Origin of the sequence: Sphingomonas gellani (assembly GCF_900110035.1) — a bacterium.
GTDB lineage: Bacteria > Pseudomonadota > Alphaproteobacteria > Sphingomonadales > Sphingomonadaceae > Sphingomonas > Sphingomonas gellani.
In genome coordinates, this window is sequence record NZ_FOCF01000007.1 from 176,198 (window position 1) to 197,949 (window position 21,752).

At 66.6% G+C, this 21,752-nt stretch carries 17 protein-coding genes; 10 read left to right on the plus strand and 7 right to left on the minus strand.

All coding sequences use genetic code 11. From position 1 onward, the window contains the following. The first annotated feature begins 111 nt into the window (after positions 1 to 111). From BMX37_RS14160 to BMX37_RS14170, 3 genes are read left to right on the plus strand one after another with little or no spacing between them, the layout of a single operon-like run. The gene (locus BMX37_RS14160) at positions 112 to 1,005 is read left to right on the plus strand and encodes a polysaccharide deacetylase family protein (protein WP_212611452.1); all 894 of its coding nucleotides are present in this window, start codon (positions 112 to 114) and stop codon (positions 1,003 to 1,005) included. Positions 1,006 to 1,017: 12 nt separating this feature from the next. Continuing rightward, entirely contained in the window at positions 1,018 to 1,683 is a 666-nt protein-coding gene (locus tag BMX37_RS14165) for an SDR family oxidoreductase (RefSeq protein WP_093666399.1), read from the plus strand. A gap of 11 nt (positions 1,684 to 1,694) precedes the next feature. Beyond that, positions 1,695 to 2,234 (plus strand): ester cyclase, encoded by a 540-nt coding sequence (locus BMX37_RS14170; protein WP_093666400.1) that lies wholly within the window; start codon positions 1,695 to 1,697, stop codon positions 2,232 to 2,234. Between the two features lie 111 nt (positions 2,235 to 2,345). Here BMX37_RS14170 and BMX37_RS14175 read toward each other — a convergent pair whose 3' ends face one another. Continuing rightward, positions 2,346 to 2,813: a DUF1203 domain-containing protein gene (locus tag BMX37_RS14175; protein ID WP_093666401.1), complete on the minus strand. Its 468-nt coding sequence runs from the start codon at positions 2,811 to 2,813 to the stop codon at positions 2,346 to 2,348. 205 nt (positions 2,814 to 3,018) lie between these two features. On the opposite strand from BMX37_RS14175, the gene BMX37_RS14180 reads away from it, so the two are divergent. The 3 genes from BMX37_RS14180 to BMX37_RS14190 all read left to right on the plus strand — a co-directional run bounded on the left by BMX37_RS14180 (position 3,019) and on the right by BMX37_RS14190 (position 7,654). Then, positions 3,019 to 3,798, plus strand: a complete 780-nt coding sequence (locus BMX37_RS14180) for a class I SAM-dependent methyltransferase (protein ID WP_093666402.1) — start codon at positions 3,019 to 3,021, stop codon at positions 3,796 to 3,798. Positions 3,799 to 3,957: 159 nt separating this feature from the next. Beyond that, the gene (locus BMX37_RS14185; RefSeq protein ID WP_093666403.1) at positions 3,958 to 6,534 is read left to right on the plus strand and encodes a TonB-dependent receptor; all 2,577 of its coding nucleotides are present in this window, start codon (positions 3,958 to 3,960) and stop codon (positions 6,532 to 6,534) included. A gap of 1 nt (position 6,535) precedes the next feature. Continuing rightward, on the plus strand, positions 6,536 to 7,654 hold the full coding sequence (locus BMX37_RS14190; protein WP_093666404.1) for a glycerophosphodiester phosphodiesterase family protein: 1,119 nt from the start codon (positions 6,536 to 6,538) through the stop codon (positions 7,652 to 7,654). A gap of 217 nt (positions 7,655 to 7,871) precedes the next feature. On the opposite strand, the gene BMX37_RS14195 is transcribed toward BMX37_RS14190, so the two are convergent. From BMX37_RS14195 to BMX37_RS14210, 4 genes are all read right to left on the minus strand, one after another. Continuing rightward, a complete protein-coding gene (locus BMX37_RS14195) occupies positions 7,872 to 10,253 on the minus strand; it encodes a TonB-dependent receptor (protein WP_093666405.1) in 2,382 nt (793 codons plus the stop codon). A 99-nt stretch (positions 10,254 to 10,352) separates the two neighbouring features. Next, positions 10,353 to 11,972 carry an alkaline phosphatase D family protein gene (locus tag BMX37_RS14200; protein ID WP_093666406.1) on the minus strand — a complete coding sequence of 540 codons (1,620 nt, stop codon included), beginning with the start codon at positions 11,970 to 11,972 and terminating at the stop codon, positions 10,353 to 10,355. A gap of 485 nt (positions 11,973 to 12,457) precedes the next feature. Continuing rightward, complete coding sequence (locus BMX37_RS14205; protein WP_244501605.1) at positions 12,458 to 13,360, minus strand: dienelactone hydrolase family protein; 903 nt, start codon at positions 13,358 to 13,360, stop codon at positions 12,458 to 12,460. 32 nt (positions 13,361 to 13,392) lie between these two features. Further along, positions 13,393 to 14,295 carry an SDR family oxidoreductase gene (locus BMX37_RS14210; RefSeq protein ID WP_093666407.1) on the minus strand — a complete coding sequence of 301 codons (903 nt, stop codon included), beginning with the start codon at positions 14,293 to 14,295 and terminating at the stop codon, positions 13,393 to 13,395. A gap of 94 nt (positions 14,296 to 14,389) precedes the next feature. Between BMX37_RS14210 and BMX37_RS14215 the strand changes: the two genes are divergently transcribed. From BMX37_RS14215 to BMX37_RS14225, 3 genes are all read left to right on the plus strand, one after another. Then, positions 14,390 to 15,235, plus strand: coding sequence for a helix-turn-helix transcriptional regulator (locus BMX37_RS14215; protein WP_093666408.1), 846 nt, complete (start codon positions 14,390 to 14,392; stop codon positions 15,233 to 15,235). Positions 15,236 to 15,392: 157 nt separating this feature from the next. Continuing rightward, entirely contained in the window at positions 15,393 to 17,636 is a 2,244-nt protein-coding gene (locus tag BMX37_RS14220; protein WP_170841981.1) for a TonB-dependent receptor, read from the plus strand. 12 nt (positions 17,637 to 17,648) lie between these two features. Next, positions 17,649 to 19,712, plus strand: coding sequence for a phosphocholine-specific phospholipase C (locus tag BMX37_RS14225; protein WP_093666410.1), 2,064 nt, complete (start codon positions 17,649 to 17,651; stop codon positions 19,710 to 19,712). Positions 19,713 to 19,770: 58 nt separating this feature from the next. Here the strand turns inward: BMX37_RS14225 and BMX37_RS18870 are convergent, their stop codons facing one another. Further along, on the minus strand, positions 19,771 to 19,938 hold the full coding sequence (locus BMX37_RS18870) for a hypothetical protein (RefSeq protein WP_170841982.1): 168 nt from the start codon (positions 19,936 to 19,938) through the stop codon (positions 19,771 to 19,773). Positions 19,939 to 20,187: 249 nt separating this feature from the next. Here BMX37_RS18870 and BMX37_RS14230 point away from each other — a divergent pair, with 249 nt between their 5' ends. Further along, positions 20,188 to 20,946, plus strand: a complete 759-nt coding sequence (locus tag BMX37_RS14230; protein WP_093666411.1) for a hypothetical protein — start codon at positions 20,188 to 20,190, stop codon at positions 20,944 to 20,946. Positions 20,947 to 21,040: 94 nt separating this feature from the next. On the opposite strand, the gene BMX37_RS14235 is transcribed toward BMX37_RS14230, so the two are convergent. Further along, positions 21,041 to 21,688, minus strand: coding sequence for a BadF/BadG/BcrA/BcrD ATPase family protein (locus tag BMX37_RS14235; protein ID WP_280139258.1), 648 nt, complete (start codon positions 21,686 to 21,688; stop codon positions 21,041 to 21,043). Positions 21,689 to 21,752: the final 64 nt, after the last annotated feature.

Here is a 21,752-nt window from a genome sequence, read left to right on the forward strand (position 1 = left end):
TAAGTTGGTGGAGTGTCAAATGGATCACCCCGCCCCGCCCTCGATCGCCGCGCCTTTCTTGCCGGAAGCGTCGCGGGCGCGAGCGTGGCGACAGCCAAGGAGCCTCGAGCGATGACCCAGCAATCCTTCTGGCCGGGCGGTGCACGCCTCACCGTCAGCTTCAGCCTGATGTTCGAGGGCGGCGGGCAGCCGATCTCGGGCGCGGGCGGCGTCATTCCCGATCCCATCGAGGACGGCCTTCCCGACCTGCCGACCAACGCCTTCTTCGCCTATGGCCCGAACGAGGGCATCCCGCGCATCCTGGACCTGTTCGACAAGCATGGCATCAAGCTGTCGTCGTTCATGATCGGCGAGGCGGTTCGCAGGGCGCCGGATGTCGCGCGAGAGATCGTGCGGCGGGGCCACGAGGCGGCGGCGCACGGCCGCACCTGGGAAAACAGCTATCAACTGTCGGAGGCGGAGGAGCGCCGCTTCATCGCTGACGGTGTCGCCACCATCGAGCAGGTGACCGGCCAGCGCCCGGTCGGATGGAACGCGTACTGGATGCGCAACTCGCCCCGGACCCTCGACATTCTCCAGAGCCTCGGCTTCCGCTACCATATCGACGAACCCAGCCGCGACGAGCCCTTCATCGTGCCGCTCGCCGGGGGCGATTTCGTCACGGTGCCCTACACCTTCCACATGAACGACATCGTGTCGTTCCCGTTCGAGGGCTGGAACCCGGTCGCCTATGAACAGGCGCTTCGCGACGAGTTCGACCAGCTTTACGAGGAGAGCGCGCATCGCCGGCGCATGATGGTGGTCAGCCTGCACGACCGCATTTCCGGCCATGCCGGCCGCGTACGCGCACTCGATCGCTTCCTTGCCTATGCCCGATCCAAGTCCGGCGTGTGGTTCGCCCGCAAAGACGAGATCGCCGCCTTCGCGCTCGAAACGAAGGGCACGACGCCGGTGATCCGCCGTGGCCCGCCCACCGAAACCGGCCTGCCCGGCCCCACTGCCTGAGGAGACAAGACCATGCCCATCGATCTGACCGACGCCCATGTGCTGGTGGTTGGCGCTTCCGGCGGGATCGGCCGTGCCACCGCCGACGCCTTCGCCGCTGCCGGAGCGCAGGTAGCACGTCCCCCGCGCGATACGCTCGACATCGCAGACGATGCCTCGGTCGAGGCTTTCTTCGCGCAGGCCGAACCGTTCGACCATGTCGTCGTCGCTGCGGCGCAGACCAGGACCGGCCCCGTCGCCGGTCTCGACCTGACCGACGCGACGGCCGCGATGAACAGCAAGTTCTTCGGCGCCTATCGCGTGGCGAGGGCGGCGCGCGTCAACGACGGCGGCTCGATCACCTTCGTCTCCGGCTTCCTGTCGCAGCGACCCAGCGCGAGGTCGGTGCTGCAAGGCGCGATCAACGCCGCGCTGGAGGCACTGGCACGCGGCCTCGCGCTGGAACGTGCGCCGGTGCGCGTCAACACCGTGTCGCCCGGACTGATCGACACGCCGCTTTATGCTAAGATGGACAATGCGGCGAGGCAGGCGATGTTCGACAAGGCCGCCGCTCGCCTGCCGGCGCGCCGGGTCGGAAAGCCCGAGGACATCGCGCAGGCCATCCTGTTCGTCGCCACCAATCCCTATGCCACCGGATCGACCGTGACCGTCGATGGCGGCGGCACGATCGCCGCCTGAGGAGACACACCATGCGCCTGATCCCCGCCCTTGCCCTGTTGGTCGCCGCGACGCCGGCACTGTCCGCCCAGGTCGACGACCGTGCCGCCATCGCCATCGCAAGGCCGCGCGCCCAAATCGTCGACAGGAGCCTGTCGCCCGCGACGGTTGCCGCGCTGCTCAAGCCCGTCGAGGCCTTCTACGGCTTCTGGAATAACGCCAGCCAGACGCTCCTCGACCAGGCGATCGCGCCGGGCTTCATCGATCACGCATTACCGCCTGGACGCCCGCAGGGTCCAAAGGGCCCGATGGTCGCCGCGCGGGCGTTTCTCGGCGCGGTGCCGGACCTGCGCGTCGCGGTGACACAGCGGCTGGTGGTCGGCGACCGCGTTGTCAGCGCGCTGCATTTCACCGGCCATTTCACCGGCACGTTTCAGGGTCGGAAAGGCGCAGGCCAGCCGATCGACTTTATCGCCACCGACATCCTGGCGGTACGGAGCGGTCGCATCACCGACAACTGGCACCTGGAGGACAATCTGACCTTCATGAAGCAGATTGATGCGGCGAAGTAGAACGGTCGCGTGCGGTGCAAACGCACGGCATGATGACCTTGGCGCCAAGGGGCTGGTGAGCGCGTCTAAGGCTAGGTGCCGCTGGCCTTCGTCCGCAGCCAAGCTATCCGCTCAGGATCGAACGATCCTGGCGGCATAGCAGCCACGCTTCGCATAATGCGCATGGAGGTATGCGACGTCAGGGTAGGCCAGGAAGCGGACGATCAGTGGCTCCAGCCTGCTGCCATGCTGGAGATCGGCATGAAGCATGTAGCCCACGGCATCGAACGCGCGCAGTGAGATGGGGCGAATGCGGATCGCCTCCGGAAGCCGGTCGATCAGGTCAAGGGCCTGTTCCGCGCCCTCGCGAGCGAAGATGGCGTGACGCGATCGGTAGGGCGTGTCGGCAGGCTGATGTTCGTAGTTGAGCAGAAGCGCGGTTTCGCCAGGATCGAGATCGCGGACCTCGATGCGATCAGGAAATCCGGGCGTGACATCCGCGACGACCCGCTGCGCACCGAACTGCGTGAGTTCACCGTTGCTCAGGCCGTAAAGGTGCATGAAGTGTCGGGCATCCAGCCCCTGAACACGGAATGACATACAAGCCCCTCGAATGGTGTTCGAGGTCAGCTACCGCCCACGAACATCGCCCGCGTCCCGCTTCCTGCGGTTGAATTCGCGCGCCGTGCGGCCGGCGCCGGCGGGTCGGCGCGTCAGCAGCCGGGGGGGGGGGGAACGCAACCGGGATTGGCAGCAATCAGATATCACGATACTTTACGGGTTACGTGAGTCGTGGAGTGCCGATATGCCTGAATACGAAGACCCTCATCACTGGGACGGTGCGGCCCGGCACTATGAGCAGACCGCGCACCCCTTCACCGCGCTGTTCGCCGCGGCAGCGCTTGCGCGTGTTCCCCTGACCCAGGACAGCCGGGTCCTGGACGTCGCCGCCGGCACGGGTGCGCTGACGCTGCTCGCGGCCCGGACGGGCGCGCGGGTTCTCGCGACCGACTTCTCGCCCGGCATGGTGGACCGCGTCGCCGCGTCGAACCTTCCCAATGTCGATGTCCAGGTCATGGACGGCCAGGCACTGACGCTAGAGGACAGCAGCTTCGACGCGGTCTTCTCGATCTTCGGCGTCATGATGTTCCCGGACTGGCGGCGTGGCCTGGCCGAGATGGCCCGGGTCACCCGTCCCGGAGGATATGGCGTCGTCGCGACCTGGCAGGATCGCGGTGCCGCCACCTTCCTGTTGCTGGGCCAAATCCGTGACAAGCTGTTTCCGGAGCGCGCGGGCATGGCGATGCCGGCCGGCATACAGGCGCTGAGCGATCCCGCAGACTTCGCCCGCGAGATGATCGCAGCCGGATATCGGGATCCTCACATCGAACATGTCACGCACGACTATCTGTTGCAGACGGCCACCCTCTCCGATCCCGATGCATTGTTCGGCATGTCACCCGATTGGACCAGCCTGAGCGACACGGACAAGTCGGCCGTGGTCGACGAGGTACGCACCATGGCGGGCGAGCGCGCGGTGTTGCCGATCCCGTCGACCGCACTGATCGCCGTGGCGAGGAGATAGCGCGCGCTGGCACGTCGTAGCGGCACGTGGCTTTCCAAGCCGATGCAGACGCTTTCCGTCATCAGGCTGAAACGAAGTCGTCACGAAAGTCACGCGAGACTGACTTACCCGATCGGGACCGTCGACGCGCACGTGTCGGCATGAGGATCGGGGGAAAAGATGGTTCGCACGTCGGCTTCGTTGTTTGCGTTGGCCCTGTCGCTGGCGCTGCCGGCCACTGCTGCGATGTCACAGGAAAGCGGCCAATCCGCCGTCGGCCAGGATGCGGGGTCACGCGCGGCGGACGATGACACGAGCGCGCCGACCATCATCGTGACCGGCCGCGAAACCCGCACCTCCGTGGCGCTGCCCGGCACCGAGATCCAGAAAATCCTGCCCGGCGTCAGCCCGCTGAAGGCGATCCAGACGTTGCCGGGCGTCCTCTACGTCACCGCCGATCCGTGGGGTTACAACGAACAGAACGCCCAGCTCTTCATCCACGGTTTCGCCGCCAACCAGCTCGGCTATACCATGGATGGCCTGCCGCTGGGCGACCAGAGCTATGGCAACTATAACGGCCTGTCGCCGCAGCGCGCGGTCATCTCGGAGAATGTCGCCCGCGTGGTCGTGTCGACCGGTGCAGGCGACCTGGCGACCGCATCGAACAGCAACCTGGGCGGGACGATCGAGACCTTCTCGTCCAATCCGCTGGATCGGTTCAGCATTCAGGCAACGCAGACGTTCGGCAGCTATGACACCTCGCGCAGCTTCGTTCGGGTGGACACGGGCACCTTTGGCGGCAACAACTCCGCCTATGTCTCGGGCGCCCGGCAGCATGCGCGCGCCTGGGATTTCCGGGGCATCCAGGGTGGTTGGCAGGCCAACGCCAAATTCGTCCACGACGACAGCATCGGCAAGCTGACGCTGTATTTCGACTATAACGACTTCGCCCAGCCGAACGAGGACGCCACCGTCTTCTTCAAGCCGTCCGCCGGGGGCACCGCGACGCCCGTCCAGCTCTACACGCCCTATACGAAGCCGTTCTTCTATCCGGACTTCAACGGCTATCGGAACGGCTATCTGAGCGCGCTGGGCAATTCGCCGTCGGCGCAAGGCAGCAACTACCGCAACTATTACTCCGATGCACAGCGGACCGACTATCTGGCGTACGGCCGCTATGACGCGCACCTGGCGAACTGGGCGACCCTGTCGACCACCGCCTATTACCACCACAATGACGGCGCGGGCGTCGTTGCCGGGCCGCTCGGCCAGTCGATCACGACGGCGCAGCCCTATCTCGATCCCGGCTATGCGAGCCTTCCTGCGAACTGCCGGTTCGGCGGGAACGCGAACGGCGTGCGGCCGAGCGCCTGCACGGCGCTTACGGCGGCACAGGCGGCTGCGGCAGGTGCCGCGCTGGTCGCCGCGACCGGCGGATCGGGGCTGATCACGCGCACGACCGAGTACCGGATCGATCGCTGGGGCGTGATCGCGGCGCTGAACCTGGACCTGGGACCGCACAAGGTCGAACTTGGCGGTTGGTTCGAGCATAACAGCACCACCCAGTGGCGCCGCTGGTACGGGGTGGACGTCAACAATCCCGCCTTTAGCACGCCGTACATACGCCCGCTCGAGGCGGCGCAGCCGCTCTTCACCCAATATCAGGGCGACGCGATGATCGAGCAGTTGCAGTTGCACATCCAGGACAGCTGGCAGGCGACGGAAAAGCTGGTCATCCAGGCGGGCCTGAAGACGAGCGCGCAATGGGCGGACGGTCGCTATCCCGTGCAGCCGCGCGCCGGTTCCTTGTCCGGCCTGGCCGGCGGCCTGCCGCAGGGGCGTATCGATACCAAGCGCTGGTTCCTGCCGGCGGCCGGCGCGACCTATGACTTCAACGGCCATGAACAGCTTTACTTCAACGCGCAGAAGAACCTGCGTCAGTACCAGGCGTATCTGGCGGGCGGCGGCGGCCCATGGTTCACCGGCAGCCAGGCTGCGTTCGACGCCTTTGCGGACGAGGGGCGACCAGAGAGCAGCTGGACCTATGAGGCGGGCCTGCGCACCAATCGCACCTTCGGCAACGGCCTGGGGCTGAACGCGCAGGTCAACTATTACCATGTCGACTTCAGCAACCGCCTGCTTGCCATCTCCACCAACCCGGGCGGCATCGCGGGCAGCGGCATCACCGGCGGCACGTCCATCCTTGTCAATGTCGGCGACGTGAAGACCAACGGTGTCGATGCCGCCTTCACGCTGCGCCTGGGTCGCGCATTGTCGCTGTACAATGCGGCGTCGTACAACCTGTCCAAATACAGGAGCGACTACAGCTCGACGGCATCGGGTATCGGGGCTGCGACGGACTCGTGCATCGGCGGCTATCTGGTCACCGGGGGCGTCGTGCCGACCTGCGGCAAGGAGTTGCCCGGCGTGCCGAAATGGCTGAACAAGACCGTCGCGACGCTGTCCCTTCAGCCGTTCGAGGTGCAGGTGATCGGTGACTATGTCGGGCGCCGCTATGCGACCTTCAGCAACGACGCCAGCGTGCCGTCGTTCTTCCAAGCCTCGCTTCGCGTCGCGGCACGGCTGCCCGACAGCTTCATCGCACCGCTGCGCAAGGCGGAACTCGCGCTCAACGTCACCAACCTGACCGACAAGAAGGGCTGGTCCACCGTGTCGATCGGTTCGGCGACGAACAGCTACTCCGCCTATCCGATCGCCCCGCGTCAGTGGTTCCTGACGCTGTCGGCCGCGTATTGAGATGGCGGCACCGGCTGCACCCTGCTTCACCCGGCGTGGGGCGATCGCGACCATCGGGGCGGTCGCGCTTGCCCCACGCGTGCTGGGGTCGGAGCGTCGGGTCGAGGTGTTCGGGCACAGGGGCGCCTCGGCGCTGCGGCCCGAACACACACTGGCCTCGTATGAAAAGGCGATCGCGGACGGAGCCGACTTCATCGAACCCGATCTCGTCGTCAGCAAGGACGGCGTGCTGATCGTCCGCCACGAGCCGAACATCGCGGAAACGACGGACGTCGCGCGGCATCCGGAATTCGCCGGGCGCCGCACCGAAAAGGTGATCGACGGCAGCAAGCAGGTCGGCTGGTTCGTCGAGGATTTCACCCTGGCCGAACTCAAGACCCTGCGCGCGATCGAGCGGCTGCCGCAACTGCGCCCGCAGAACGCGGCCATGGACGGGCGGTACGGGCTGGTCACGTGGCAGGAGATGATCGACTTCACCGCAGCGGCGTCGCGGGCGCGGCCGATTGGGCTGGTGCCGGAGTTGAAGCATTCGACCTATCTCCGCTCCATCGGCCTGCCGCTGGAGGAACGGTTCCTTGCGACGCTGGACCATGGCTTTGTTCGACGGTGCCCGTTGGTGATCCAGTCGTTCGAGATCGCGAACCTGAAATATCTGCGCGCGAAGCTTGGACGGCCCACCAACCTTCGCCTGATGCAGCTGATCGACCCGAGCCATCCGCCAGCAGATGTGGTGAAGGCGGGCGGCAGCCTGACGTCCGCGCAGATGATGGAAGCGGCCGGCCTGCGTGACGTGGCACGCTATGCCGACATCCTGGCACCCGACACGCGCAGCATCATTCCGCTCGGGCCCGACCGAAAGCTGCTGCCGCCCAACCCCGTGACGGCGCTCGCTCACCGGGCCGGGCTGGCGGTGATGCCCTACACCTTCCGCCCCGAAAACTATTTCCTCGCGGCCGATTTCCAGGACGGCAAAGGACCTGCCGCCCGCAACCCGGTCGGGTCGATCTCGGAAATGCGCGCCTATCTCGCGGCGGGGATCGACGGCTTCTTCACCGACGACCCCGGCCTCGGCCGGCAAGCGGTGGATCGGGCTGCTGCGCCTTCGGTCGGAGCGGGTTGACCGACGCCTGCGCCGCTATTCGCACACACCGTTGCCAGCCTGAGCGGAACGCGGGCGGGCGCCAGCACCGCGGCCGCATCACCTCCTGCGATAAGTTGACGCGCCGCGACCGACCGGGCGGCAGCGCCTATGACGTGCGGACCTTCGCAGGAGCCCTGCCAAACCTCCCACATCGTTCTGGCAGGGTCCGTTCGTCACTGTTGTCGCATTCGAAGGCTCAAAACCTTCCCCCGACCTCCACGCCGTAGAAGCGCGGCTCGCCGGCGATGTAGGTCGGTACGCCAAAGCCGCCCCCGGTGTTACCTGCATCGAGCAGATAGCGCTTGTTGGCGAGATTGCGGGCGAACCCGCCGATCCGGTACCGTCCGCCATCCAGTTCGACGCCCGCGCGCAGGTTGACCAGCGTATAGCCGCGCTGGCTGATCGCGTCGGAATTGGGCAGTTCGAAGAACACCTTGCTCTGATAATTGGCGGACGGCGTGGCGTAGAAGACGGTCCCGCTCCCCATCGGCAACCTGAGCGACGCGCCGCCGGACGCGGTGTATTTCGGCTGAAGGCGAAAGCGGGCGCCGGCATAGCTGGCCGCGACATTGCCGCCGGAATCGATCTTGCCATCGATAAAGGCGAAGCTGCCGAACAGCGAAAGCACGTCGCCGAAGCGATACGTCGCCTCCGCCTCCACGCCGGGGTTCTTCGCCGACCCCGCGCTTTGGGTCGTGGTCACGCCGTTGTTGGTGACCGACACCTGGAACCCGTCATAGGTCTGGTAAAAGGCCGACAGCGTCCCCGACAGGCCGCCGATGCTCGCCTTGATGCCCCCTTCGTAATTCCAGACGGTCTCCTCCGGCACCACTTGCAGGTTGGGGGTGACCGGCGTGCCGGCCAGGGCGGCGAGTTGCACCACGGGCGAGCGGCGCCCCTTGCTGATCGTCGCGTACAGGTTGATGCCATCGCCGATCCGGTACAGCGCGTTGAAGCGCGGCAGCACCGCCGTGAACGACTTCTCGGCCCGGAATTCGGTGCCGCCCGTGTTTGCGGTGCCGAGCAGGCTGCTGCGCACGCCCAGTGCTCCAAGGATGACGGAATTGGGCTGCACCGAACTATAGCCCGACTTGCGCCGTTCGATCAGCACACGCGCGCCGGCGGTCAGCTCGACGCGACGGTCCGGGATCCATGTCCCGTCGGCGAAAACCGAATAGCTGTCGTTGTGCCCGTAATTGGTGAATACCGAACTATAGGGGATCTGCGTCGCGGCACCCCGTGTCAGGATGGCGGTGGCGCGCGTTGCCGGGATCGTGCCGTTCGGCGCGACGCAGTTCGGGCCGGTGGGAATGCCGGCGGCGTTCAGCGCGGCCCGGATCGGTGCGAATGTTCCGCTGACCGAACAGGCGAGGTACGTACCCTCTTCGGTGGAAAACGGCACGCGCTGGAGATTGTCCTCGAAAAAGCCGTTCCAGCCGAAAGAGGCGCGATAGCCGGGGCCGTCGAAGGCGAAGCGGCTTTCGTGGCTGAACTGATGGCCGCGCGCGTCCTCCGCGAATTCCAGGTACCAGGCGGGGCCGCCATCGGCGTCGAACACCTCGTTGCTCTTGAAGCGGCGATATCCGTTGACGGTGGTAAAGGTCACACCCGGCGCCAGGTCGACCGCAACCGTCAGGTTGGCGTCGTACACGTCGCGCTTCAGCCCCAGCTTCGCATCGCCAAGCACGGCGGCACTGAACGGCGACCCGGACAGTTCGGCATAGCCGTAATCGCCCGTCTGGCCGCCGGTCGGCGCGAAGGCGCGGCTCTTGAACGCGGTGCCGGGATTGCGCTGCCCGTCATAGGTCAGCACCAGGCTGGCATCAACCGCATCGTCGGGACGCCAGCGCAAGGTGCCGCGGATGCCGCGCTGATCCTGACCGTTCAAATCCTTCTGGTTGATGCGGCCCTGGTTCTGGTTGGGTACGTCCGGATCGCCGGCGATGTTGCGGACATAGCCGTCGCGATACTTGTACGCGAACGCCAGTCGCGCGGCGAACGTGTCGCTGCCCGCGTTGAGAAAGCCGGACACCTGCGTGCGGTTGAAATTGCCGTAGGTGGCGGTGATGCCCGACGACGTACCCGTCTCGGCAGGAGCGGACACGATACTGACCGCGCCGATCGCGGCAGCGGTGCCGAACAGCGTCGCCTGCGGCCCCTTCACCACCTCGATCCGCGCGACGTCGAACAGGTCCTGATACGCCCCGCGCGATCGCGAGATGTCGATGCCGTTATAGTACAGCGTGACGCGCGCGCCCTGTTGCGCCGATCCGCTGTCCGATGTGATGCCCCGGATGACGAAGCCGGGGTTGTTCGCGCTCTGCTCCTGGATGCGCAGGCCGGGCACGAACAGCGCCACTTCCGACAGAGAGTTTATCCCGATGTCCGCCATGCGCGTACCCGTCACCGCCGTGACGGTAACGGGTACGTCGGCGACCTTCTGCTCCCGCTTCTGCGCGGTGACGACGATGTCGTTCTCCGGCGCGTCGCTCGCGGGCACCGACGATGATTGGGCCAGTGCCGCCGTCGACGTGCAGGCGAGCAGAGCGGCGCCAACCGCGCAAGATAGTCTATTCATGGTGAGTATTCCCCCGCTCCGGCGCGGAACCTAGGCAGGCCGGATTGCGCAACCGCGACGATCCCGTGCCAGAACAATGACAGCAACGAGGCAGGCCGGTTACGCCATCACGCGTCGCCCCCGCATCACGGTTGCGCTGTGCCCGATGCTGGCGCGGGGGCTGCGCTGCTTCACGGTGTCGACCATGATCCAGTCGTTGGTGACCCGGTCCGCCGCCACGGTCATCGCCATATAGCCGCGCCGCGACGTGTCGCACCATTTCAGTTCCGGATTGGCCCGGACCAGCGCGGCCGCCACGATGCGCGGGTCCGTGCCGACCCCGCCCTCGTACCCCGGAGAGGTGACGCTGTGGCCGGCGAATTCCACTGCCGCCGGGCGGCCGTCCTGCGCCAGATCGTAAGCCCAGGCATTGTGACTGTCGCCGGAGATCACCACCGTGTTGCCGCCCATCCCCTGCACCGATCGCAGGAACCGCGCCCGCGCCGCCGGATAGCCGCCCCAATTGTCGAAGTTGAACGGCAGGCCCGCCCTGCCCGCCGCGATGCCGCCCGCGACATAGCGGCGCGCGCGCTCGTTCGCCCCGCCGAGCCAGTCCGCGGCCTCCGACGGCATCATCGTGCGGCCCATGATGGTGCCGAACCCGACGATCTGCCACGGCCGCCCGCTTTTCACCGATGCGCGCATCGCATGCGACAGCCAAACCTCCTGCTGGCTGCCCATCATGGTCGCCGCCGGGTCCATCCACGGGCCGTCACGAAACGCCTTAAGGGCGGCCATGGGATCGGCCTGTTGGAACAGCGGCGCGACGTCGGGTTGCTCGGTGCGAGCAAGCAGCCGCGTTTCCGTGCGGAACAGCGTGGCAAGGCCACCGATGTCATAGGCCTTCCACGGCTCGTCCGACACTGGCATCCACTCGCGATACGCCTGGATCGCTGCCGCACGCCGCGGGTTCCAGTCACCTTCGGTCGCCGGATCGTGGTTCTCGGCCCCGCCCTCCCAGCTGTCGTTGGCGCTTTCGTGATCGTCCCACTGCGCGATCATCGGAAAACGGGCGTGCAGCGCCTGGAGGTCCGGATCGGCGCGGTAGCTGGCATAGCGCAGGCGATAGTCGGCCAGGTGGATGATCTCCCCCGCCGGCAGCGGAACGCGGCCCGGCACTCCGACCCCGGCAGGAGGATAATTGCCGGTCGCATATTCGTAGAAATAGTCGCCCAGATGGACGACGCAGTCGATGTCGTCGCGCGCCGCGGCATGGCCGTACGCGTTGAACCAGCCATAGCCCATGTTGGAGCAGGAGAAGATCGCCGCCCGCCACGGACGCCGGCCGTCGGCCGGCAGCGTCCGCGTCCGCCCTGTCGGGGAGAAACTGCCATCGGGCGCCACGAACCGGAAGAAATAGCTGCGTCCGGGCTGCAGCCCCTCCACGGTGATCTTCGCCGTGTGGTCGCGCCACGGGCCGGTGACCTGGGCGCCGCCGGCCACCACGCGGGCGAAATCCGCGGTTTCCGCGATCTCCGCGCGCAGTTCCGCATGACCGCCACCGGTCGGCACATAGCGGGTCCACAGCAGCACCGAGTCAGCGGCCGGTTCGCCGCTCGCGACCGAATGGGTGAACCCCGTCGCGCCGGCAAGAACTGCGGCGCCGACGGAGCCGGGCAGCGCCAGGCTACCGATCCCCAACAGGGCGGTCGTGACGAGTGAACGACGGTCGATGATCATGACGCTCTCCAGATGACACCCCCCCGCTTGCACCGCGATTGTTGAGGCGCCGTGACAGTGCGCGGCAGCGAGGCTGGAGAGGGCCGGCTGGGTTACAGCTACCGATGCCGTCGGAGCGTCTTCTTCAGCTTTTCTCGACCGACGCCTTGGCCGTTCGCTGGCCGTCCCAGCCACGAGCGTGGCCGGCGGGCGTCATGGCACGAAAACCGATCGATGCCGCGATGGCCGGCGCCGGAGCGTAGCGGGCGGCCGAAGGAGCGGCGACGCGCAGCCCCACTCTTTGCGGAGGTGCACCGATCAGCTTGCGGGGCCGATCTGGTCCGTCTCGCCGTTGCCGAGACTCACGATAGGCTCATGACGGGACATCCTTCTCGAAAACGGCGGATAACTGCCGTCCGCGACAATGATCCACCGAATTGCCAGTCCGTCGCCTGCGGGCGTTCGGAGCTAGAGCCGCAATCGCCCATATGGACGCATTCACCGCGTCATCCGAGGGTTCGCCGATAGAATGCCAGGGTCAACGCCATCGCTTGCAGGAACAGCGCGGGATCGTACCGCGGGCCCTCGTCCCTCAGGAACGCATGCTGTGCGTTCATCTCGTGCCATTCATAAGACGCGCCGACCTCCTCCAGCCGCGCGTGGATCACCTCACGCCCGGCATACGGCACGTGCGGATCCTGCCTGCCCCAGACGAACAGGGTCTCAGCCTGCAACTCCGCCATCCGGGCCAGACTGTCGTCGCAACGCCCTTGGCCCAGCGAGCCGGAATGGATGTCCGTGGGGTAGAAGCAGGCGGCGGCGGACACGCGCGGATCGAGTGCCGCCCGGTAAGCGAGATGCCCGCCAAGACACACGCCGAACGTTCCAAGCCTGCCGCTGCAGGCTGGGTGTTCCAGGAGAGCGGTCAAGCCGGCCTGCGCATCCGCATCGTACGCCACAACCGGCTTGGTGACCTTGAGCGCGTTGCCGCGGTCGGTGCCCGCGGGGTCATAGTTCAGGACCGTTCCGGCGGGTTCATACTCGTGATAGACTTCGGGAACGGCGACGACATAGCCGTTCCCTGCGATCATGGCGGCCAGTCGCCGGATCGGTGCCGTGACCTGGTAGATCTCGGAAAACAGGAGCACGCCCGGAAAGCGGCCGTCGATCGCAGGCCGGAACAGATGCATCCGCATCGTGCCGCCGCCGGGCACGTCTACATCCTGTATCTCATCGCTGCGCAAGATCATTCGCTCGGTCTCATGCTGGTTGGTTGCTACGCCGCTCTGCTGCTGCTCGCGTGAAGGCTCATCGAACGGGGAGCCTAGCTTGGCCACAACCAGGCCGATCGTGCTAGCCCCCATACCGAGGTTGCGCCCAAATCCTGGTGAAAGCCTGTCAGCCTTCACGCCCTGCCTAGCCGACGAGATGCGAAAGCCGATCACTCCTCCGCAGGCACCGAATAATCCATCGCCGCGAGGTCGGTGAGCAGATCGGGCCCGCTCGGCTCCCATCCCAGACGCGCGCACGTCCAGGCATTCGACGCGCTCATGTCGAGCCCGGCGAACGGGGCCATCCAGCCGAAGTGGTGCTCGACCTCGTCCCTCCCGATCGAGCGGACCGGCAACCCGATGCCCCTGCCGATCGCCTCGGCGATGGCGCGGGCGGTGACGCCCTCCTCAACCGATGCGTTGTAGCGTGCGCCCGGTTCGCCTTTCTCCAGCGCCAGGACGTAGAGCTTCGCCACGTCGCTGACATGCGCCGCTGACCAGCGCGTCCGCCCCTCAGCCAGATACGCCACGGCTCCTGCCCGGCGGGCCTCGGCGATCAGCGGCGTGATCAGCCCGGCCCTGGTGGTATCGTGCACCTGCGGCAGCCGGATGGTGCGCACGTCGACGCGCCGCGCGATCAGTGCCGCGCCGGCAAGTTCGGTCGCGATGCGTGGATTGGCATGGCGCGGGTTGAGCACGTCCTCGGTCGCCGGGCCTCCGCCGATGGGCGTGCCGATGCCGACGCCGGACGTGATCAACAGCGGCTTGTGTGTGCCCGCCAGCGCCTCGCCCATCGCGGCGATGTTGCGTTCGTCCTTTCTGGTATTCTCGACAAAGGCCGTGAAATCATGGTCGAATGCGCAATGGATCACCGCGTCGGCCGCTGCCGCACCGCTGGCCAGCGTCTCGGGCCGTTCCAGGTCGCCGCGGTGAACGTCGACGCCCGCCGCCTCAAGCTGCCGGGCTCCGGCGTCGGAGCGCGTGAGGCCCAGCACCTGGTGGCCACCAGCGAGAAGTTCGAGAATGATGTGCGAGCCGATGAAGCCGGTCGCGCCGGTGAGAAAAACGCGCATGGGATGCTCCTGCAAGTCGAAGCATGTATCAGCGGCAACCGCACCCTGTTAAAGCAGTGTCCTTATCCTAGTATAAGGTTCAATAGGGACAGCCATGGCGATAGAGGCATCCAACGCGCTCGGCACCTATCTGCGCGATCGCCGCGCGCGCCTGGATCCGGCGGCGTTGGGGCTCGCCGGCGGGCGCCGCCGGACACCGGGCCTGCGTCGCGAGGAAGTGGCGAGCCGCGCCAATATCAGCCCGGCATGGTACACCTGGCTGGAGCAGGGCCGCGGCGGCGCGCCATCGGCCGACGTGCTCGACCGCATCGCCAAGGGGCTGATGCTGACCGAGCCGGAGCGAGAGCACCTGTACATGCTGGGCCTAGGCCGCCCGCCCGAGGCGCGATACCGGCCGGTCGACGGCATATCCCCGCGATTGCAGCGCGTGCTGGACGGCATGGCGTTCAGCCCGGCGATCATCAAGACGGCGATGTGGGACGTGGTCGGCTGGAACCGAGCCGCCGCGGCACTGCTGACCGACTATTCGCTGTTGCCGCGCGAGGGACGCAACATCCTGCGCCTGATGTTCACCGGCGGAAAGGGCCGCAGCCGCAACGAGGATTGTGACAGCGTGGCGCGCTTCGTCGTCGGTGCTTTTCGCGCCGATGTGGCGCGGGCGGGCGCACAGGGCAGTGCGGAAGCATCGCGGCTTGTCGAAGAGCTGAGCCGCCTCAGCGCGGAATTCGCGACGCTGTGGCAGAACCACGACGTCGATGCGCATAGCGAAGGCGTGAAGCGTATCCGGCACCCCGTTGCCGGACTCGTAAAGCTTGAATTCGCATCCTTCGCCGTCGAGGGCAGGCCCGAACTCGGCATGATCGTCTACAACCCGGCCACCGCCGCCGATGGCGAACGCGTGCGGGCACTGATCGAGCAGAAGGAGGGTATCGCAGCCTAGGCGTTGATGGCGGCTCGCCAGGCCACTGCCTGCGTAAGATTCCTTTCATCGTCACGACGCCGAAGCGTCATACGTGACGGTTAGCGCGCCAGCTCTCAACGGGGCGGAGCGTACAAATATGACAAAGCGACATGAGCTGTGGCTTGGATGCTGCGCGATGGCGCTGCTGACGGCGGCTTTGCCTGCCCTGGCGCAGTCGCAAGAAAGCACGGTAGCGTCGGACGCCTCGGCCGACGACACGCAGGGCGACATCGTCGTCCTGGGCCGCGGCGAGACGCGTCAGGTCCAGACGCTGACGAAGAGCGATCTCGATGCGCAGCCGCCTGCGGCCAGTCCGATCAAGGCGCTGGAAAAGCTGCCCAGCGTGAACTTCCAGAGCGCCGATCCGCTTGGGGTGAACGAATATTCCACCAGCATCTCGGTGCGCAGCTTCGGGCAGACGCAACTCGGCTACACGCTCGACGGCATGCCGCTGGGCAACATGTCCTATGGCAGCTTCAACGGGCTTCATATCAGCCGGGCCGCCATTTCGGAGAACGTGGCCGGGGCGGAGCTGGCCCAGGGTGCGGGCGCCCTCGACACGCCCGCCAGCTCCAATCTGGGCGGCACGATCAAGTTCACCACGGTGGACCCGTCACAAACCCTCGGCGGCGAGATCGATGCCGGTTACGGCAGCCAGAACACCTACCGGCTGTTCGCGCGGCTGGACACGGGTGACCTGGGCGACGGCACGCGCGCCTATATCAGCGGCGCGCACCTGGACCAGCCCAAGTGGAAGGGGAACGGCAAGACCTCTTCGTGGCAGACGAACGCCAAGCTCATCTCCCCGCTCGGTCCCGACACCACGCTGACGGTGTACGGCGCCTATTCGGATCTCGCGACCGACGATTACATGGACGTGTCCCGGTCGATCGTTGATCGTTACGGCTGGAACTGGGATTATCTGCGGTACGACTGGGCGACCGCCGTGGCGCTCGCCACTGCGTACCAGGCCAACCCGTCCGGCGACTGCGGCGGCAACGCGTACCCGCTGGGCATTCGCTGCGTCGACGACACCTATTATGACGGCACCACGCTGCGCAGCGACGTGCTGGGCTATCTGCGCCTGGAAAGCCGGCTGAGCGACAAGGTTCAGGTGCGCGTGCAGCCCTATTTCCACCATAACCGGGGTGAGGGCACCTGGTGGTATCCCTATTCGGGCACCCCCGGCGGCGCGCCGCTGTTCGTGCGCAGTTCGGGGTATGGCCTGGATCGCTGGGGCGCCACCGCCGCGGTGACGGTGGAACTGGGCGCGCACAGCATCGAGGCAGGCGGCTGGCTGGAGCGCGCCGATGTGATGAGCCGTCGCCTGCGCTACGGCATCGCGGCCGACGGCAGCAACTGGGGCCATCGGCAGTGGCCGCGGATGAGCGACGCGTTCGGCAGCTATTACGACTTCCGCTACGACGTCCGGACCAACCAGGGTTTCCTGCAGGACACCTGGCAGGTCACCGACGCGCTGAAGGTCACCGCCGGGTTCAAGGCGCTGGACGTCGACGTGCGGGCGCGGACGATCCAGACGACCATCACCCAGGCGCAGGGCAAGATCGAGGCGCGCGACCTGTTCCTGCCGCAGGCCGGCGTGAACTACATGGTCACGCACGATTTCGAGCTGTTCGGCAGCTATGCGGAGAACTTCTCCGCCTTCGGCAGCGGCCCCTTCTCCACCGACCAGGCCAGCTTCGATGCCACGAGCGGCGACCTGAAACCCGAAAGCTCGCGGACGTTCGAGGGCGGCCTGCGCCTGCACCTGCCCCGCTTCGAGGGCGTTCTCGCAGGTTATCACGTCAAGTTCCGCAACCGGCTGGCGGGGTTCAGCCCGTGCTCCGTGATCGAAACCTGCGCGAGCATCACCTCCAACGTCGGCAGCGTCACCACCTATGGCATCGAGGCGGCGGGAACCTGGCGGCTGGTGCGCCACCTGTCCCTGTTCGGTTCATACTCCTATACCAACGCGCAATATGACGACGACACGGTGAACGGCGCTGGCGAGGTCGTTCTCAGGACGCGTGACCGCCAGGTCGTGGGCGTGCCCCGCCACATCGCGAACGCAGAGGTCGCGTATGACGACGGGACCGTGTTCGGGCGGGTCGGGGCCGGCTATCAGAGCCGCCGCTACTACACCTTCCTGAACGACGCCTCGATCGACGGACGAATCGTCGCGAGCCTGTCGCTCGGCGTGCGCTTCGCCGGTGACGGACCGCTTGCCGGCCTGGAAGTGCAGGGCAACGTCACCAACCTGTTCGACAAGAACTATTTCGCCACCTTCGGTTCGACCAACAGCGACGTGGCTGGTAATTACCAGGGCGGCATGGTGGGCGCGCCGCGGCAGTTCTTCATCACGGCGCGCAAGCGGTTCTGAGGGCGATCGAATTTGACGAGCGATCGGCGTACATTCCTGAGGGCCGCCCTGGCGGCGGCGGCATCCGGTGCCGTGGGTACGCCGATCGCCCGCGCGCTTGCGCTGCCCGCACGCAGACGCACCGGCACCATCGCCGATGTCGAGCACGTCGTCGTGCTGATGCAGGAGAACCGCTCCTTCGATCATTATTTCGGCGCGTTGCGGGGCGTCCGTGGCTTCGACGACCCGCGGCCCCTGTTGCTGCCGGGCGGTCGGCCTGTCTGGGAGCAGCCGGTCACACGCGGCGCCGACATGACGGTGACGCCGTTCCGGCTCAACGCCGACGGCCGCCACAACAATGCGATGACGAGCCTGGATCACGGCTGGCGTGGACCGCACGAGACATGGCGGGACTATGACGCCTGGATCGAGCGCAAGACCGCGCTCACCATGGGCTATCACGACCGGCGCGACCTGCCCTTCTACTATGCGCTCGCCGACGCCTTCACGATCTGCGACGCCTATCACTGCTCGGTGTTCGGCTCGACCAATCCGAACCGCATGTTCATGTTCACCGGCACCAGCGGATTGTCGGTCGGGCAGAACGGCCGACAGGTCGGGTCGAACGTGGACGACGGCAACTGGACCGGCGACGCGGCGCGCGACGATCGAGCCTTCGCCGGCTATCCCTGGACCACCTATGCGGAGCGCTTGCAGCGCGCCGGCGTGGACTGGCGCGTGTACCAGGAACACGACAATTACGGCGACAACGCGCTCGCCTATTTTTCCGCCTTTCGCGGACTGGACCCCTCCGACCCGCTGTATCGCCGCGGGCGCTCGATCCTTGCCGGCTCCGATGCGTCCAACGCCGCCGCGTCAGAGGGCGAGCACATCGTCGCCGCGATCCGCCGGGACGTGGAGCGGGGAACGCTGCCGCAGGTGTCGTGGGTCGTCGCCCCCTTCAAGGTGTGCGAGCATCCCGAGGCACAGGGCATGGAGTACGGCCAGTACTTCACGTCGCGCCTTCTCGAGGCGCTGACGGCCGACCCGGACGTCTGGGCGAAGACGGTCCTGTTCGTGACGTACGACGAGAATGACGGCTTCTTCGATCATGTGCCGCCGCCGGTGCCGCCGATCACCGCGGCGCTTGGACGATCAACGGTGGATCTGGTCGGCGAGACGGTCGGGACCGATCCGTTCGGCGCAGGACCGCGCGTCCCGATGATGGTGGTGTCGCCGTGGAGCAAGGGCGGCTGGGTCAGTTCCGAGCAGTTCGACCATACCTCCATCATCCGGTTCCTTGAGCGCCGCTTCGACGTGATGGAACCGAACATCACGCCGTGGCGCCGCGCCGTCATGGGCGACCTGACCGGGACACTGGACTTCGCCGCACCGAACCGCGTCCTTCCGGCCTGGCCCGACACCAGCGGCTATCCCGATGCGGCGAAGGCCGGGCGTGCGGCGCGGCGGCCGGCGCCTCCCGCGCACGGCAGCGTCGCCCGCCAGGAGCCGGGCTCACGCCCCGCCAGACCCCTGCCCTATGGGCTGCGGTCCGACTTCATCGTCGATCCTGCGGGCGATCGCTTGATGGTGCGGATCGACAATCATGGCCTTGCCGGTGCGACGCTGTCGCTCCAGTCCAGCGCGACGGACGAACCGCGACGCTTTTACACTGTCGGCGCGAACGGGAAGCTGGAGGACGCGCTGCCGTTACGACCGGGGGTACAGCGCATCCTCCGGCTACAGGGCCCCAACGGCTACCTGCACGAAGTATCGGTGGAAGCCCTGCGCCTCTCCGGCCTGCGGCTTGAAGGAGGCTTCGACCCGCGTGCGAAGCGCTTCGCGTTGAGGGCCTCCAATCCCGGGTCATCGGGCAAGACGCTACGATTCACGCCGTTGCGTTATGCCGGCGACGTTCGCGAACACGTCGTGCCCCCGGGCTCGACGGTTGGCGTCGGATGGGACCTCCGCGCCAGCGGAAACTGGTACGACATCGAAGTGCGCTTTCCCGGCAGCACCGCCGCCCTCATGCGCTTCGCAGGACGCGGCGAGGACGGGCAGCCCGGACGCAGCGATCCGGCTGGCGAACGCGCGTAAGCGCCGCGCCAGGAGCGGTCACGTCAAGCTTTCACCAGAGCCATGGAATGTTCGCCGTTCACGCGTCCTCGCACGATTCCTCCACCGCCTTCGCCTGCTCCTCGATAAACATGGCAAGATCGATATGCATCGCCGCCACGGGCGGGGCGGCGGCGATCGTGGCGAGGTGGGCCTGGTCGCGCGCGTCGGTATGCAACTGATCGGCAACGTCGTGACAATCTTCCATGGGAACGATCTACCGACGCTTCGTTTAAGAACTTGTCCGCGTTGTCATGCGGTTGGCCGCATGGCTCGGTCCGTTTCGGAGAAAGTTGCGGCCTCCAACTACCATGCGGGAGATTGCAGCCGCATCGCGTTCGACATCAACCAAAACACGGATATCGAGTTCATCGTCCCGCCGCGCTAAAAGCAACTCAATCTGATGAAGCGGGCTGAGCCTCGGCTACGGAGAAACGCCAAGGAGGGTCGATTGCCAATGATGTCGGTCGTGTTGCTGGCGATGGCCGTCGGCGCCACGCAGGGCGCAAGCGGTGTGCCCGAAGGGACCATCTCGCTTACCGCGCAGTCCGGGCCCGGTGGAGAGATGCGCTGCTCGGCCATGGACGGCGCTGTGGGTGGGCGATGGTGTGTATCCATGGCCCAGGCGGCCCTGTCACCGCTGGTCCTTACGCATGACGGCAAGCAGGTCGGGCGCTGGACCCCGCCCGAAGGTGATGAAACATTCGAGGTGGTGCCTGCGGTTCTGCCCCTGGAGGGTGGGTCTGCGCTGGTGATTGCCCGATCGACGCGGCAGGTGATGTATTCTGGCGGTGGCGGCCGGATCATCACGCAGCACGTGATCCTGGTGGAGCAGGGCGGACAAGGGACTGCGACACGCGTGCTGAGCCTGCCGGCCGTAAGCGGCCTGATGATCCGCGCCTGCTTTGCCGAAACCGACATCGTAAAGCGCGCCGGCGCCTGCCACGACACCTATTCCATGTTCGGCTTTCTGTCCTTTGGCCGTCCAAGCGGCGAAATGCCGGTCATACGCTTCAAGGCTGAGGCGTCGTCATATCCGCGCGGCGTCTCGCGCGACAAGGACTCGCTGGCCCGGCCGCCGCTTCGCAAAGCCGATCTCGTGTGGGACCCGGATCGGGCCTGCACCTACACGCGGGCGTTCCACTTCGATCCGGTGGAGATGCGCTATTTGCCGGACGCGCCGCTGCCCGACTGTAGCCAGTATCTCGACGACTGAGCCGAAAGTCACGGACACGAGGTACCGCATCGACACCGCGGGCTGCGTTGGCCAATGGCGATCATCCGTTTAGGTCGGTATGACCGCCACGCGGTCAGCGAGATGCCAGCAAGATCGCGTAGAGCGCCGCGCCTGTGCCGGGTTCGTGGCGCGGTGCGATCAGCTCATAAGGCGCCTGTTGCGCAAGATGATGCAGCAGTGCCGCTCGCACGGCGTCCTGCTTGATCAACACACCGCCCGACCAGGAAAGAAGCACGCGCTCCTGATCGTCGAACCGCAGCTGCTGGCGCAGCGCCCGGGCGATCTGTGCCAGTTCCCAGCCAGCTCGATCCAGGATGGCGACCGCCTGCCCGTCCCCCTCTTGTGCCGCCCGACTCACCAGCGGGGCGAGCGCGGCGACCTCATCGCGCGTCATGCCTGCGTTGCCCATGACACGCGCGCAGATCGCCAGATCGCTCTCAAGGCCCATCGCCTCGACGAAGATCCGTCGCAACGCGCCGACCGGCATCCGGCCATCGCTCATCCGGGTGAACGCGTTCAGGCCTTGAAGGGCGGTCCAGTAAGCCGAGCCTTCGTCGCTGAAGATCTCTCCCCATCCGCCGACGCGCGCCTTGCGCCCCTGTCGCTCGCCATAGCCGATCGACCCGGTGCCCGCGACGAGGTTGATGCCGTCCGCGCATGCCAGCGACCCCGCCCATCCGCACACCATGTCGTTGTCGCACCGATACCGATCATGGCCCAACAGGCGGCCGCAGGCGGCGTCCAGAAGCGGATCGACCGCCGCGTCTTCGCCGAACGCCGGCAGC